This window comes from Streptomyces sp. PH9007 (genome assembly GCF_059813725.1).
In genome coordinates this window covers 5,700,702-5,713,359 of the sequence record NZ_CM187440.1, presented here as the reverse complement: position 1 = coordinate 5,713,359, position 12,658 = coordinate 5,700,702, and the positions used below count along the sequence as shown (strand labels likewise).

15 protein-coding genes are annotated in these 12,658 nt (G+C 70.1%); 5 read left to right on the top strand and 10 right to left on the bottom strand.

Translation table 11 applies throughout. The features are described from left to right. Position 1 precedes the first annotated feature (1 nt). The 5 genes from ACTFAP_RS26205 to ACTFAP_RS26185 all read right to left on the bottom strand — a co-directional run bounded on the left by ACTFAP_RS26205 (position 2) and on the right by ACTFAP_RS26185 (position 3,827). A complete protein-coding gene (locus ACTFAP_RS26205) occupies positions 2-592 on the bottom strand; it encodes a GTP-binding protein (protein WP_030731464.1) in 591 nt (196 codons plus the stop codon). Continuing rightward, on the bottom strand, positions 567-944 hold the full coding sequence (locus tag ACTFAP_RS26200) for a DUF742 domain-containing protein (protein WP_030731461.1): 378 nt from the start codon (positions 942-944) through the stop codon (positions 567-569). Before ACTFAP_RS26200 ends, ACTFAP_RS26205 begins: the two co-directional genes overlap by 26 nt. Next, positions 941-1,342: a roadblock/LC7 domain-containing protein gene (locus ACTFAP_RS26195; protein ID WP_030731459.1), complete on the bottom strand. Its 402-nt coding sequence runs from the start codon at positions 1,340-1,342 to the stop codon at positions 941-943. The genes ACTFAP_RS26200 and ACTFAP_RS26195 overlap by 4 nt, the downstream gene beginning before the upstream one ends. Next, positions 1,339-2,457, bottom strand: a complete 1,119-nt coding sequence (locus tag ACTFAP_RS26190) for an ATP-binding protein (RefSeq protein ID WP_390126076.1) — start codon at positions 2,455-2,457, stop codon at positions 1,339-1,341. The genes ACTFAP_RS26195 and ACTFAP_RS26190 overlap by 4 nt, the downstream gene beginning before the upstream one ends. A 452-nt stretch (positions 2,458-2,909) precedes the next feature. After that, positions 2,910-3,827 carry a carbohydrate kinase family protein gene (locus ACTFAP_RS26185; RefSeq protein WP_500467598.1) on the bottom strand — a complete coding sequence of 306 codons (918 nt, stop codon included), beginning with the start codon at positions 3,825-3,827 and terminating at the stop codon, positions 2,910-2,912. Between the two features lie 204 nt (positions 3,828-4,031). On the opposite strand from ACTFAP_RS26185, the gene ACTFAP_RS26180 reads away from it, so the two are divergent. Both ACTFAP_RS26180 and ACTFAP_RS26175 read left to right on the top strand, forming a co-directional pair. Beyond that, the gene (locus ACTFAP_RS26180; RefSeq protein ID WP_400008664.1) at positions 4,032-4,829 is read left to right on the top strand and encodes a hypothetical protein; all 798 of its coding nucleotides are present in this window, start codon (positions 4,032-4,034) and stop codon (positions 4,827-4,829) included. Positions 4,830-4,957: 128 nt separating this feature from the next. Further along, the gene (locus tag ACTFAP_RS26175) at positions 4,958-5,890 is read left to right on the top strand and encodes an alpha/beta fold hydrolase (RefSeq protein WP_500467597.1); all 933 of its coding nucleotides are present in this window, start codon (positions 4,958-4,960) and stop codon (positions 5,888-5,890) included. Between the two features lie 85 nt (positions 5,891-5,975). Here ACTFAP_RS26175 and ACTFAP_RS26170 read toward each other — a convergent pair whose 3' ends face one another. The 3 genes from ACTFAP_RS26170 to ACTFAP_RS26160 all read right to left on the bottom strand — a co-directional run bounded on the left by ACTFAP_RS26170 (position 5,976) and on the right by ACTFAP_RS26160 (position 8,065). Then, positions 5,976-6,683 carry a lytic polysaccharide monooxygenase auxiliary activity family 9 protein gene (locus ACTFAP_RS26170; RefSeq protein WP_400008662.1) on the bottom strand — a complete coding sequence of 236 codons (708 nt, stop codon included), beginning with the start codon at positions 6,681-6,683 and terminating at the stop codon, positions 5,976-5,978. A gap of 90 nt (positions 6,684-6,773) precedes the next feature. Beyond that, complete coding sequence (locus ACTFAP_RS26165) at positions 6,774-7,706, bottom strand: Sco1979 family transcriptional regulator (RefSeq protein WP_400008661.1); 933 nt, start codon at positions 7,704-7,706, stop codon at positions 6,774-6,776. A 113-nt stretch (positions 7,707-7,819) separates the two neighbouring features. After that, entirely contained in the window at positions 7,820-8,065 is a 246-nt protein-coding gene (locus ACTFAP_RS26160) for a DUF397 domain-containing protein (protein ID WP_500467596.1), read from the bottom strand. 270 nt (positions 8,066-8,335) lie between these two features. On the opposite strand from ACTFAP_RS26160, the gene ACTFAP_RS26155 reads away from it, so the two are divergent. Continuing rightward, positions 8,336-9,058 (top strand): ATP-binding protein, encoded by a 723-nt coding sequence (locus ACTFAP_RS26155; RefSeq protein ID WP_500467595.1) that lies wholly within the window; start codon positions 8,336-8,338, stop codon positions 9,056-9,058. Positions 9,059-9,158: 100 nt separating this feature from the next. On the opposite strand, the gene ACTFAP_RS26150 is transcribed toward ACTFAP_RS26155, so the two are convergent. Then, positions 9,159-9,671, bottom strand: coding sequence for a DUF1203 domain-containing protein (locus ACTFAP_RS26150; RefSeq protein ID WP_500467594.1), 513 nt, complete (start codon positions 9,669-9,671; stop codon positions 9,159-9,161). A 196-nt stretch (positions 9,672-9,867) separates the two neighbouring features. On the opposite strand from ACTFAP_RS26150, the gene ACTFAP_RS26145 reads away from it, so the two are divergent. After that, positions 9,868-10,530 (top strand): S1 family peptidase, encoded by a 663-nt coding sequence (locus ACTFAP_RS26145; RefSeq protein ID WP_500467593.1) that lies wholly within the window; start codon positions 9,868-9,870, stop codon positions 10,528-10,530. A 145-nt stretch (positions 10,531-10,675) separates the two neighbouring features. On the opposite strand, the gene ACTFAP_RS26140 is transcribed toward ACTFAP_RS26145, so the two are convergent. Then, positions 10,676-11,554 carry a glycoside hydrolase family 19 protein gene (locus ACTFAP_RS26140; protein WP_500469572.1) on the bottom strand — a complete coding sequence of 293 codons (879 nt, stop codon included), beginning with the start codon at positions 11,552-11,554 and terminating at the stop codon, positions 10,676-10,678. Between the two features lie 285 nt (positions 11,555-11,839). On the opposite strand from ACTFAP_RS26140, the gene ACTFAP_RS26135 reads away from it, so the two are divergent. Continuing rightward, positions 11,840-12,637, top strand: a complete 798-nt coding sequence (locus ACTFAP_RS26135) for an SGNH/GDSL hydrolase family protein (protein ID WP_400008658.1) — start codon at positions 11,840-11,842, stop codon at positions 12,635-12,637. Positions 12,638-12,658 lie beyond the last annotated feature (21 nt).

Below are 12,658 nucleotides of genomic sequence, written 5' to 3'. Positions count from 1 at the left end.
CCTAGCTGGAACGATTCTGCAGATAACGCACCAAAGCCACCAGCGCGTTCGCCGATGACTTCTCGTCACGTGCGTCACAGGTCACGATCGGGGTGTCGGGCAACAGGTCGAGCGCTTCCCGCAGTTCCTCGTCCGCCCGGTTCGGCTGACCGTCGAACCGGTTGATCGCGATGGCGAAGGGAATGCCGTACTTCTCGACCAGGTCCATGATCGCGAACGATTCCTGGAGGCGCTCGGGGTCCACGAGCACCAGCGCGCCCAGGGCGCCCCGGCTCATGTCCTCCCACACCTGGACGAAGCGCTGCTGACCGGGTGTACCGAACAGGTACAGGACCAAACGGTCACTGAGGGTGAGCCGGCCGAAGTCCATGGCCACCGTGGTGGTGGTCTTGCCGTGCACCCCCTTCAGATCGTCGATCTCCGCGCCCGCCTGCGTCATCGTCTCCTCGGTGCGCAGCGGGGGGATTTCGGACAGCGTTCCGATGAATGTCGTCTTGCCTACGGCGAAATGGCCGACCACCAGGATTTTTGCGGCGATCTGCACACTTTCCTGGAGGTGGACGCTGTTACCCGAAGCGTGCCTGGAGTCCATTCAGCACCTCCTGCAGAACCTGGACGTCGGTCAGATGGGCGCGCGGGATCGGGGCACGCATCATGATGCGTCCCTCTTCCGCGAGATCGGACAGCAGAACCTTGATAATGCCGACCGGCAGATCCAGATGACCGGCGATCTCGGCGACCGAAAGATAACCGCCTTCGCACAGCTCCATCACGCTGCGCTTCTCCGGGTCCAGAGGACCCTGCTGCTGGCTTCCCTCAGAGGCCGTAACCAAAGTGATCAACTCAAAGCGATCGCTTTGTGGCAGACCGCGACCATTGGTGATCACATACGGACGCACTAAATCAGCGGCCTCGGCGGGCAGCTCGTCTGGAACATCACTCATGTGGGGATACCGGAATTCTCACGGGGAGGAGTCGACAGCGCCTTGCCGAGCTGATTGACCAGCTGCTGCATCCGGAAGGTGATGTCGGCCATGTCCACCTGGGGAGACGCGGAGACCGCGAGGTAGGCGCCCTCACCGGCCGAGATGAGGAACACGAAACCGCTGTCGAACTCCACCAGGGTCTGCCGCCAGCGCATGGCGCCGTCACCGCCGAAGCCCGCCACCGTACGGCTGAGCGACTGCATGCCGCTCATCGCCGCCGCGATGGTGTCCGCGTCGTCCTTGGGGACGTCCTTGGAGCGGGCCATCAGCAGACCGTCGGCCGATACCAGCAGGGCGTGGCGGGCCTCGGGCACCTCAAGGGCGCTCTCCAGCATCCAAGAGAGATCGTGGTTCACTGCTGCTCGGGTCCTTCCGTGCTGGGAGCGGTGTTACGGCCGGCCTGAGTGCCTCGCTGGAAGGCGCCCATGATCGATGCGGTCTCTTCGCTGGAGCGCGCCGGCGCACCGGCGCCGCGCGACTCGGGCGGCACGATGGACATCCCGCGGCGCCTGCGCTTGGGCAGCCCGCCGGCGGTGGTCCCGGTGACCGGGGCCGGCACCTGACCGGGTGCGGGCGCTTCGGTCGCGGGCGTCGTCTCCGGCTCGGGCTCGGGCATGGTGGTAAGCAGCTCCTGGGGCAGAAGGACTACCGCACGCACACCGCCGTAGGGGGACGAGGAGTCCACGGAGACGTTGAACCCGTACCGCGCGGCGAGCACGCCGATGACCGCGAAGCCGAACTGCGGCGGGTTGCCCAGCTCGGTCACCCCGGGCGGGGTGTCCCCGGACAGCAGCCGCGCCGCCCGGTTCTTCTCCTCCTCGTTCATGCCGACGCCCGCGTCGTCGATCATCACGATGACGCCCTTGGGCACCGTACGGATGTTGATCTCGATCGTGGTCTCGGGGGACGAGTAGCTGGTCGCGTTGTCCAGCAGCTCGGCCAGGGCCAGGGCCACCGGCTCCACCGCACGGCTGACCACCGCGAAGTTGCTCTGCGAGCGCACCTCCACCCGGGTGTAGTGCCGGATGCGGCCCTTCGCACTGCGCACCACGTCATAGACGGAGGCCACCGCGCGGGACCGGCCCAGCCACCCGTCGCACAGCACGGCGATGGACTGCGCACGCCGGCCGAACTGCGAGTTCATGTGGTCGATCTCCAGGAGGTCCTGGAGAATGTGCAGGTCTCCGTACTTGTCCTGCACCTTGGAGATGGACAGCTGCTGCTCGTTGGCCAGACCCTGAAGGGTCCGCATGGCGGCCTTCAGAGCGGTCTTGGTGCCCTCCTCCGCGCGACTCTCGGCCTCGGCCACGGCTTCGGCGAAGGAGCCCTCCAGCTCCGCGTGCCGGGTGGCCAGCTCATCCTTCTCTTCGCGTAGCTTTGCTCTCGCTTTTCGGCCGCGATAAATCACGGTGGCGGCGAGAGGGGTTCCGGCGACCAAACCCCAGACCGCTGGATCCTGTAGTGACGTCATGAGATTCTCTTTAAGCTAGACCGCATCTATTCGCTTCCTGGCACAGTTCTTTCACAAGAAAAGAACCGGCTTCACATGTAATCCCCAATTGACCGCAACGCGGGCAGCATCATCGATGCGGTGCGAGTCGGCCTGCCCGCGGCAGTCTTGGGGATTACCGGCACTCGGCCGGGCGCACACCGCATAACAGCTGGTCAGGAGGCCGGTTGGACTCCACCCCTGACGGCAGGGGACGCCCTGCTGACGGCATAACGCTCCTCGGGGATGGCCCGCTCGGCTGATGTGCCTGATTGCCGTTCGCCATACGTGCCCACAGCTCGTTTGGCAAGCGCGGTGATCGTATCATCAGCGACACGGCCGGTGCTTCTCACCAGGCCATCCCACAAGTTCACCTGACGGTCTTTCAGAAGCCCAATGGTCTCGGCCAATTGGACAACCTTGCCACGCCCTGACTAACGGCCGTTGTCCCCGACGGCGGCCGCGAGTTCCGCGGTGGTCGGCGGATTCGCCCCGGTCCTGGTGCAGTTGATAGCCGCTGCCAGCGCACAGCGCGTCAGCACCTCGGTCAGCAGAGCGGGTTGACGCGGCACCGCGCCATGGCCGGCGATGGCGTCGAGCAGCGTCGCCTGGAAGGTGTCCCCCGCCCCGATGGTGTCCACCACGGAGATCGACGGGGCCTGCGCGCGCACCTCGTCATCGGCGGTCAGCGCCAGCGCGCCCTCGGGGCCCAGCGTCACCACCACCAGCTCCGGGCCGAGCGCCAGCAGTTCACGGGCGGCGTCGCGCGCCGAGAGCCCGGGGTAGAGCCAGCCGAGATCCTCGTCACTGGCCTTCAGCACATCCGCCGCCGCGGCCAGCCGCGCACAGGCCGCCCGATAGGCGTCCCGGTCGGGCTGCACGGCGGGCCGCACATTGAGGTCGGCCACCACCGTGGCGCCGGCGGCGCACTGCTCCCGGCACAGCTCCAGCACCCGGGAGGCACCCGGCTCGAGGACCACCGCCAGCGAACCGGTGTGCAGCACGGCGGTGTCCGCCGGCACCTCGATGCGCCGCGGGTCCCAGTCGGCGAGGAAGTCGTACCGGGCACCACCGTGCGCGTCCAGGTAGGCCAGCGCCACCATCGTCCGCTCGGAGTCGGCCGGCGCGCGGCGCACCTCCACGCCTATGCCGTCCAGATGCTCGCGCACCAGCGCCCCGGGAACGTCGTCGCCCCAGGCGGTGATCAGGGTGACCGGGCGGTCCAGACGGTGCAGGCCGACCGCCACGTTCGCCGGGCTGCCGCCGGGAACCGCCTTCAGCTCCCGTTCGCCGGCCCGCCACAGCAGATCGACCAGTACCTCACCGACGACGGTCACCCGGCCCGCGTTCATGCGCTCGCTCCCTCCGCACCGGACAGCCGGTACATCACACCCACAACCGCACCATCATCTGTCGCACGGCCCCGGAACAGCAAGATCAGGACCGTGTGAGGTTGGGGCCGCCGGGCGCCCGCCGCGCGCCCGGGTCGGGGCGGTGGCTGTGATCCCCGACACGGCCGCGTTTCGGCCCCCCGTCCGGCTGGGAGGATCGCGACCATGACGGCCGGCTTCACCGTGGACATCACGGGCACCCAGGGCATGCGGACCGGAGAATGGGCACCGGGCGAGGAGTTCGCCATCCTCCCCGATCGCCGGCTTCAGCAACGGCGGGAGGAGGACGGGGGGCACCGGGTACGCCTGTACGCGCCCGACGACCCGGCGGTGGCCGGCGGCGGGAGCGGGGGCGGCGCAACCCTGGTCAAGGTGGCGGCCGGCCGGCCGCAGGTGTCGGGACCGGTCACCGTGGCCGAGGTGGAGGAGCGGACCCGCGGCGGGTACGGCACACCGCACCCCGTTCTCGTTCTGCACGACCCCTCCGGCCGGCCGACGGCCACGGTGCGGCCCGAAGAACCCGGGGTCACCGTGCCCCGGCACTTCGCCGTGACCGACGCCGAGGGCCTCCCCCTGTGCCGGATCACCCACGGCGCCTCCCGCATCGGCCGGCGCGGCTACTGGCGGATCGACTTCCCCGACGGACGTCCGCCACTGACCGGCCGCCGGGGCACCTGGGCGGGCTGGCTCGGCTTCGTCCTGCTGCTGCCGCTGTGGGTGACCTTCTTCATCGGATCGGTGCTGGTCACCCTGCTGACCCTGGGCCACGTCGGCGAGATGCTGGTGTGGGGCTGCCCCAAGAACGTGGTGTGGCGCCGGGACCGCACCCTGCCCGGGCGCGGGCGGGCCATGACGTTCAGTTATATGCGCACCGGCTATCGCTTCGACGCCGCACTGCTGGAGGAGCGGATCGCCCACAGCCAGGCGGCCCTGCACTACTTCACCAAGATGCACACCGACTGAGCCGCCGCACTCGCGCCACCGGGGGGCTTGGGGTTAGGTGGTCAGCGGGAGCCGGCCGGACGACGCACGCCGGGAGCGCGCGCCCCGTACGGCGGCAGCGGCCGTGCGGGAGAACAGGGGAGCCAGTGGTGGAGACCGAGACCCGCACCGAGGAGATCACCGCGCCCGACGGCGTCACCGTGGTGGCGCACAGCTGGCTCCCGCCCGGCGGCACCGGCGCCGTACGCGGCTGGGTACAGCTGGTGCACGGGGCCGCAGAGCACGGGCTGCGCTACGACCGCTTCGCCCGCCGGCTGACCGCGCGCGGCCTGGGGGTGATCGCCTCCGACCACCGCGGGCACGGCGCGACCGCCGCGCACACCGGCGGCCTGGGGGTGGTCGGCGCCTCCGGGTGGCGGGCGGTCGTCGATGACCTGCGGCTGGTCGGCGAGCGGGCGCGCTCGCGGGTGCCCGGAGTGCCGCTGGTGCTGTTCGGGCACTCCATGGGCTCCCAGCTCGCCAGGGACTGCGCGCAGGAGTACGGGGACGGGCTCGCCGGTCTGCTGCTGACCGGGACCTTCCGCGCGCTGCCCGGATGCGATCCGCAGACGGCGCTGGACAAACTGCACCGGGAGATCGAGCGGGACGGGCGGGCCGCGGCGTCAACCTTCGTCCCGCGGCTGTTCGGGTCGTTCAACGATCCCTATCCGTTCCGCACCGGGTTCGAATGGCTGTCCAGGGACACGGCGGAGGTGGACGCCTACGTCGCCGACGAACGCTGCGGCTTCCCCTTCAGCGCCGGGCTCGCGCTGGACTGGGTGGCGGGAAACCGCAAGATCAACGATCCCGCACAGCAGGGCCGGATCCCGCGCGACCTGCCCGTCCATCTCGCGGTCGGCGACCAGGACCCCTGCCACGCCCGGATGTCGCTGGTGTACGGGCTGCTGGAGGACTTCCGCTACGCCGGCACCCGCGAGCTGAGCTGGCGGGCCTACCCGGGGGCACGGCACGAGATCCTCAACGAGACCAACCGGGAAGAGGTCGTCCGCGACCTGGTGACCGTGGTCGAGCGCTGGATCTGAGACCTTCCCGGCGAGATGGCGCGCCGGACCTGCCACCCCCTCCGTGGGGGGCGAGGAGGTGGCAAGCCCGTGCGTCACTCCCGTGTCAGCCGAAGATCACATCGCTGCACAGGTAGTACGTCTGATCCATGTGCGCGGCCCGCCAGATCGTGTAGACCATGTGCCGGCCGGTACGCCCCGGAGCGCCGGCGTCGATCGAGACCGTGACGCCGCCGAGCTGCGGTTCGGTGGACGGGGTGCCCTCGCCCGGCGCGTACGAGCCGGTGGTGCGCACCAGTTCCAGATCGCTCCACTTCAGGGCCTGGGTCGCGGGGTTGAAGCCCTGTTTGGTGACGTAGACCTGGAAGTACGTGGCGCCGTGCAGAGCGGCGTCGTGCACCCGCACCGTGAAGTTCGAGCTGTTGGCGATGTTGGTCGCCTGCCAGGCCCCCACGGTGTCCATGGAGCGGTAGCGGCCGCCCTCGGCCTGACCGCCGCTGCACAGCTGGCCGTCCGGGATGGCGGCCTGGTGGTTGTTGTTGACGCCGTCGCGGTACAGGCCGTTCCAGTTCCACATGGCGTTGGGATTGTCCTGCCAGGCCTGCCAGCACATGGGGTCCTGGTTGGCCATGTCCGGGTTCTGGAAGTCGTTGCCCCAGCGCTTCCAGCAGCTGTAGTTGCGGGACATGGGATCGATGGTGGAGCCGTGCGCGGCGGCGGTGTCCGCCCACGGGATGAGACACAGCAGCGCGGCGGTCGCCACCGCCAGGGCCCGTAACAGCCCGGAACGCCGTGAGTGTGCAAGGGAATGCATGCCGACCCTCCATTGATGCGGCTCATGAATGGGAGCGCTCCCAGAGTAGGGCCGGGGCCGGGGCCCGAACAGATGCCCGACCTGATCGACTCAGGCCGGTCCCGCGCCGGGCGCGGGCGGATCGGGAAAGGAGAGACGGGAGAGGAACTCCGGGGTGCGGCTGTCCGGTTCGGCGCTCGCGCACAGGCTGTCCATCACGGCCATGTAGTCCTCGACGTCGTCCCGTTTGTCGAGGTACAGCGCGCTGTTGAGCTGCTCCAGGTAGACGATGTCGGGCAGATCCGGCTCCATGAAGCGCAGGATGGTGACCGGAGCCCCGGCGGTGGCCAGACCGCCGAGGTGGAACGGCGCGATCTGGATGGTCACATTGGGCAGTTCGGCCAGCTCGCGCAGATGCTCGATCTGGGTGCGCATCGCCGCCGCGCCGCCCAGCGGACGGTGCAGGGCCGCCTCGTCGACGACCGCCCACAGCTTGGGGCCACACCTGCGGCGCAGCAGCTGCTGGCGTTCCAGGCGCAGTTCGACCCGCCGGTTGATCTGCCGCGGCGTCTCGCGGGGGTGGCCGAGCGCGATGCAGGCGCGCGCGTAGTCGGGGGTCTGGAGCAGCCCGGGGATGAACTGCACCTCGTAGGTGCGGATCACCGAGGCGGCCTCCTCCAGGCCGATGAGGGTCTCGAACCAGTTGGGCAGCACATCGCTGTACTTCTGCCACCAGCCCGGGCTGCCGGCCTGCCGGGTGAGTTCCAGCAGTTCGGAGCGGCGCGGGGCGTCGACCACGCCGTACAGGGTGAGCAGATCGGCGACGTCCCGCTCCTTGGCGGCCACCCGGCCCAGTTCCAGCCGGCTGATCTTGGCGTGCGAGGCGCGGATCGCCCGGCCGGCCTCCTCGGGTCGGATGCCGCGGTCCTCCCGCAGCCGGCGCAGCTGGGTGCCGAGCACGATGCGCAGTGCGGTGGGTCCGCCCCGCGCGTGGGAGAGCAGGTCCGTCACGGAGGAGGCGCGGCCGGGTTCTGCTGAGGCCATCTGAGTTCCCCTGAGTGGTTGAAATGTGCACCCAGTGTCGCACTGTGGGAGCGCCTGGTACAGCAACGCCCGCCCCACTCAGGGGGATTTCAGCTCCTGCCGGGCCGGGCGGCTCAGCCCGTGACGTCGGCCAGATCGTCGAAATCGCCGTCCTTGGCGCCGTTGATGAAGGCGCTCATCTCGGCCCTGGTGTAGATGAGCGCCGGGCCCTGCGGGTCACGGGAGTTGCGTACGGCCACCGCGCCGTCGGCCAACGTGGCCACCTCGACACAGTTTCCGCTCGGGTTGCTGCGGGCGCTCTTGCGCCAGACAGCTCCCTCAAGACGCTCGGCTGACACACCGTTGGCGAACTGCGGCATAGCTCCTCCTCGGTCACCGTGCCGGCCCGTGCGGGCCGGTGGTGGGCGGTCGTTCGGATCCAGACCGATTACTTCCCCCGTCGGCGCGTGTTCTTGCATCTGTTCTTGCATTCGTTCTTTCAGATGTACTTGCAGCGATACGCTCGGTTCAGTGAGGATAGACCCAGCGGAGTCGTCGCTCAGAGTCAGCTTTGGGAAACACAGTGCAGCGGAGGACCTATGCCAGCTCACTCGCCGTGGTGGACGCCCGGGGAAGCACCGGGGCAGCGAGTGAGGGGGGCCCGGGGCGCGGCGGCGCTCAGCCCCGCGGCGGAGCCGGGGCTGCCCGCACTGCCGGCGCTCGGCGGACTGCCCGCGCTGCCGCCCCCGGACGGACTTGGCCCGGTGCGTGGTTCGGACGGCGCCGAGCCGGACTCCGCCGGTTTCGCGACCTTTCCACTGGCCGACTCGCCCACCTCCCCGGCCGCCGCGCGGGAGCTGACGCGCACGACGTTGGCCGGATGGGGGCTGCCGGAGCTGGCGGACGACGCCACGGTGATCGTCTCGGAGCTGGTCACCAACGCCCTGCGGTACGGTGCGCCGCCGACCGGTTCCCCCGGTCGTCCGCTGCCGCCGGCCAGCCGAGACCAACCGTTTCTGCTGAGCCTGGTGCACTGCGGTGGTTCGGTGCTGTGCGCGGTCTTCGACCCGGGCAGCGAGGTCCCGGTGGTGCGGGAGCCGGACTTCTTCCAGGAGTCGGGCCGGGGGCTGCACGTCCTGGAGTCACTGGCGCAGACCTGGGGCTGGACCGCGCCGAACGCCCACGGCAAGGCGGTCTGGGCGCTGCTGCCGCCCGCCCGGCCGGCCACCGCGGGCGCGGCGGGGAGCGCCGGCCCGGCGACGGGTCGTGAGGAGACCGAGTGGAACCCGCTGACCCGGCTGTTGCTGCTGCTGGAGTTGCTGAGCGGGCCCTCCTGGCTGAAGGAGCTCAGCACGCGGGGAGTCGAGAACTAGGGCCTGCCCGGGCCGTGGTGGCGTGGCCGCAGGGCCGGACCGCCGGGGCGCCGGAGGCTCACGCGGTGGCCGGCGCGGCGAACGGCCACCGGCGGGAGGGTCAGGGCCTGCGCACCTCGTACAGGAAGCAGCCGTACTCCACCGCCCGTATGTGCACGCGTGCGACCTGTGGGTCGGCGAAAGCCGTGTCCAGCGCCCCGTCCACGGCGGCTCGCGCGCGCCCCGGGTCCTGCGGCAGCCGCACGAGTTCGCCTCCCGTGATCCACCCTTCGCCGCTGTAGCGGCGCAGCACGCGCAGGGCCCCGGTCTCGGCGAACGGATGAGCGATCGCCGGGTCCGGGCCCTCGCACGGGTCGGTGTGGACGAAGACCGGCCCCACCTCGTCATACGCTCCCGGGTCGGCGCCCTTCTCCGCCGCCCACCGGCGCAGCGGGGCGTAGGAGAGGAGCGAGACGCGTTCCCCGGCACGACCGCGGCGCAGACAGCAGCGCAACGGCGATCCGTTCGCGTCGTGCGGGTGCGGACGGGGAACCGCTCCGGCGTCGTCGCGTGCGCGCAGGGCGTCCAGAACGTGCGGAGCGATGGCGGACGCCTGATACCTCACTGTCGTCATGCGCCCAGGCTGCCCGGCCGCGGCCGCCGGCACCGGCGGGATCACGACACCGCGCTCGGCGGCAGGCGCCCGCGGCCCCGCGCGTCGCCCGTTCCGCGCGCCGTGCGGCGGCCTGAGTCCGGGGCGCTGCGGGCAGACTGACGGGGGCATGTCATACATGCGAGTGCCCCTCTTCCTCACTCCCCAGGAGGCCACCATGCGTCTGCTCCGGTACGTATCCGCCCTGTTCGCCCTGCTGACCGCGGTGTCGCTGCTCGTCGCGACGCCCGCCGTCGCGGCCGGCCCGACCGTACGCGGCGGCGATCGCGTGTACAGCTCGTCCGGCGGTTCCTGCGTCATCGGCTTCAACGCCCACGGCGGCGGGACCCAGCGCTACGGCCTGCTCCCGGGCGGCTGCGGCGGCGCCGGCACCACCTGGTACGCGGATTCCGCCCTCACCGTGCCGGTCGGCACCACGGCGGCGAGTTCCTTCCCCGGCGGCTGGAGGCTGATCCAGTACAACGCGACGGTGAACGCGCCGGGTGAGATCAGCATCGGCGGTGTCGGGTACCCGATCACCGGGGCCGCCTCGCCGGTCGTGGGCGGGCGGGTGTGCCTGGCCGCGCCCACGACGGGGACGAGATGCGGCACGGTCACGGCCGTCAATCTGACGATCAATGTCGGGGGCGGTACCTACACCGGGGTCTTCGCCGCGAACCTCTGCGTGGAGGCCGGCACCGCACCCGGCACCCCGTCCTTCTCCGGCAGCGCCGGCGTGGGCGTGCTGATCGGGAGCAGTGGCAACTGCGCGACGGGCGGCACCTCGTACCACCTGCCCGTCGTCCAGGCCCTGAACTCCTTCGGCCTGTCCCTGGTCTGAGCGCCCGCCGCCAACGGGCCGCCACTTCATTGCGCTTCCTGGGGCGCGACCGTACGGCAGGAGCGGCCGGCCCCCGTCCGGCGGGCCGTGGCGGCTCGCCGGGCGGGGGCGCGGGTGGCACGGGGCGCGCCGTACGTGCCCCGGGTCAGCAGTAGAGATTGCCGCCGGTGGTGGTGCCCAGCAGCTGGCTGAACTGGGTGAAGGTATTGACCCGGCTCTGGACCTGGCCCGGGTTGCCGCCGTTGCACTCGATGCTGCCGTTGATGCTGCGGATCGACTCACCGAAGCCGGCGCCGCTGACGATGGCCTGGTGGCCGCTCATGTTCCCGGCACCCGACTGGGTGTTCCAGAACCACAGAGCGGTGCGCCAGGCGACGGCCGCGTCGTTCTGCACCAGCCAGGGGTTGCCGAGCAGGTCGATGCCGAGGGCGTCACCCGCGGCCTTGTAGTTGAAGTTCCAGCTCAGCTGGATGGGACCGCGCCCGTAGTAGGCGGCCTGGCCGGCCGGGCAGCCGTAGGACTGGTTCCAGTCGCAGTAGTGGGGGTAGTTGGCGGTGTTCTGCTCCACGATGTGGACCAGGCCGCCGGTCTCATGGCTGACGTTGGCGAGGAAGGCCGCGGCCTCGCGGCGCTTGACCTCGTCGCTGCCGGTGTTGGCGAAGCCGGGGTAGGAGCTGAGCGCCGCGACCAGGCCGCTGTAGGTGTAGAAGGAGTTCCGGTTCGGGAACATCTGGTTGAACTGGGCCTCGCTCACCACGAACCCGCTCGGGTTGCCCGGGTTCCCGCCGCCGTTACAGCTGTGCGGATGCCAGTACCAGTAGCTGATGACCGGGTCGTAGCCCGGGTTCTCGTGTTCCGCGCGGTAGTAGCTGCCGTTGTACCGGACGATACTGCCGGCCGGGTACCAGGTGCCGGCGACCCAGTTCGTCGCCGTCTCGCAGGTGGTGCCAGCGGCCCGGATGGGAGCCGCGTTCACCGCGGGCACCAGGGTGGCCCCGAGTCCGACGGCGAGCAGGACGGTCATCAGTAACGTGACGAAGCGTTGTCTCAGCACGCGGTTTCTCCTTGGAGGAGCGACGGCGTGGCCGCGGCCACGCCGTGCCGTGGGGGTAACGGCCACACTGAAGCGCGACCGGCCCACCTCCGTCAAGGTCTAGACCAAGCCGATACGCGGAGCCGTACCTTTCCACGCCGAGGCGCTCTCCCTCATCGTTCGCCGGGACTTCATCCGGGATTTTGGCATGAACACTTCCTTCAACGCGCGTAGCTTGCTACAAGTGCGGCAGCAGAACTGCTCGTTGGAGGCTCAGTGAGACTGACCCGATCCCTGTCGGCCGCATCCGTCATCGTCTTCGCCCTGCTGCTCGCGCTGCTGGGCATCAGCCCGGCCCAGGCAGCCGGCCCGGCCTATGTGGCCCTGGGGGATTCCTATTCCTCGGGCAACGGCGCCGGAAGCTACATCGATTCGAGCGGTGACTGTCACCGCAGCAACAACGCGTACCCCGCCCGCTGGGCGGCGGCCAACGCACCGTCCTCCTTCACCTTCGCGGCCTGCTCGGGAGCGGTGACCACGGATGTGATCAACAATCAGCTGGGCGCCCTCAACACGTCCACCGGCCTGGTGACGATCACCATCGGCGGCAACGACGCGGGCTTCGCGGACGCGATGACCACCTGCGTCACCAGCTCGGACAGCACCTGCCTCAACCGGCTGGCCACCGCCACCACCTACATCAACAACACCCTGCCCGCCCGGCTCAACGCGGTCTACGACCAGATCAAGGCCCGCGCCCCCAACGCCCGCGTGGTCGTCCTCGGTTACCCGCGCATGTACCTGGCCTCGAACCCCTGGTACTGCCTGGGCCTGAGCAACACCAAGCGCGCGGCCATCAACACCACCGCCGACACCCTCAACTCGGTGATCTCCTCCCGCGCCACCGCCCACGGATTCCGCTTCGGCGATGTCCGCCCGACCTTCAACAACCACGAACTGTGCTCCGGGGACAACTGGCTGCACTCGCTCACCCTGCCGGTGTGGGAGTCGTACCACCCCACCAGCACGGGCCACCAGAACGGCTATCTGCCGGTCCTGAACGCCAACGCCTGACCGGACCCGCGAACGGCGGCG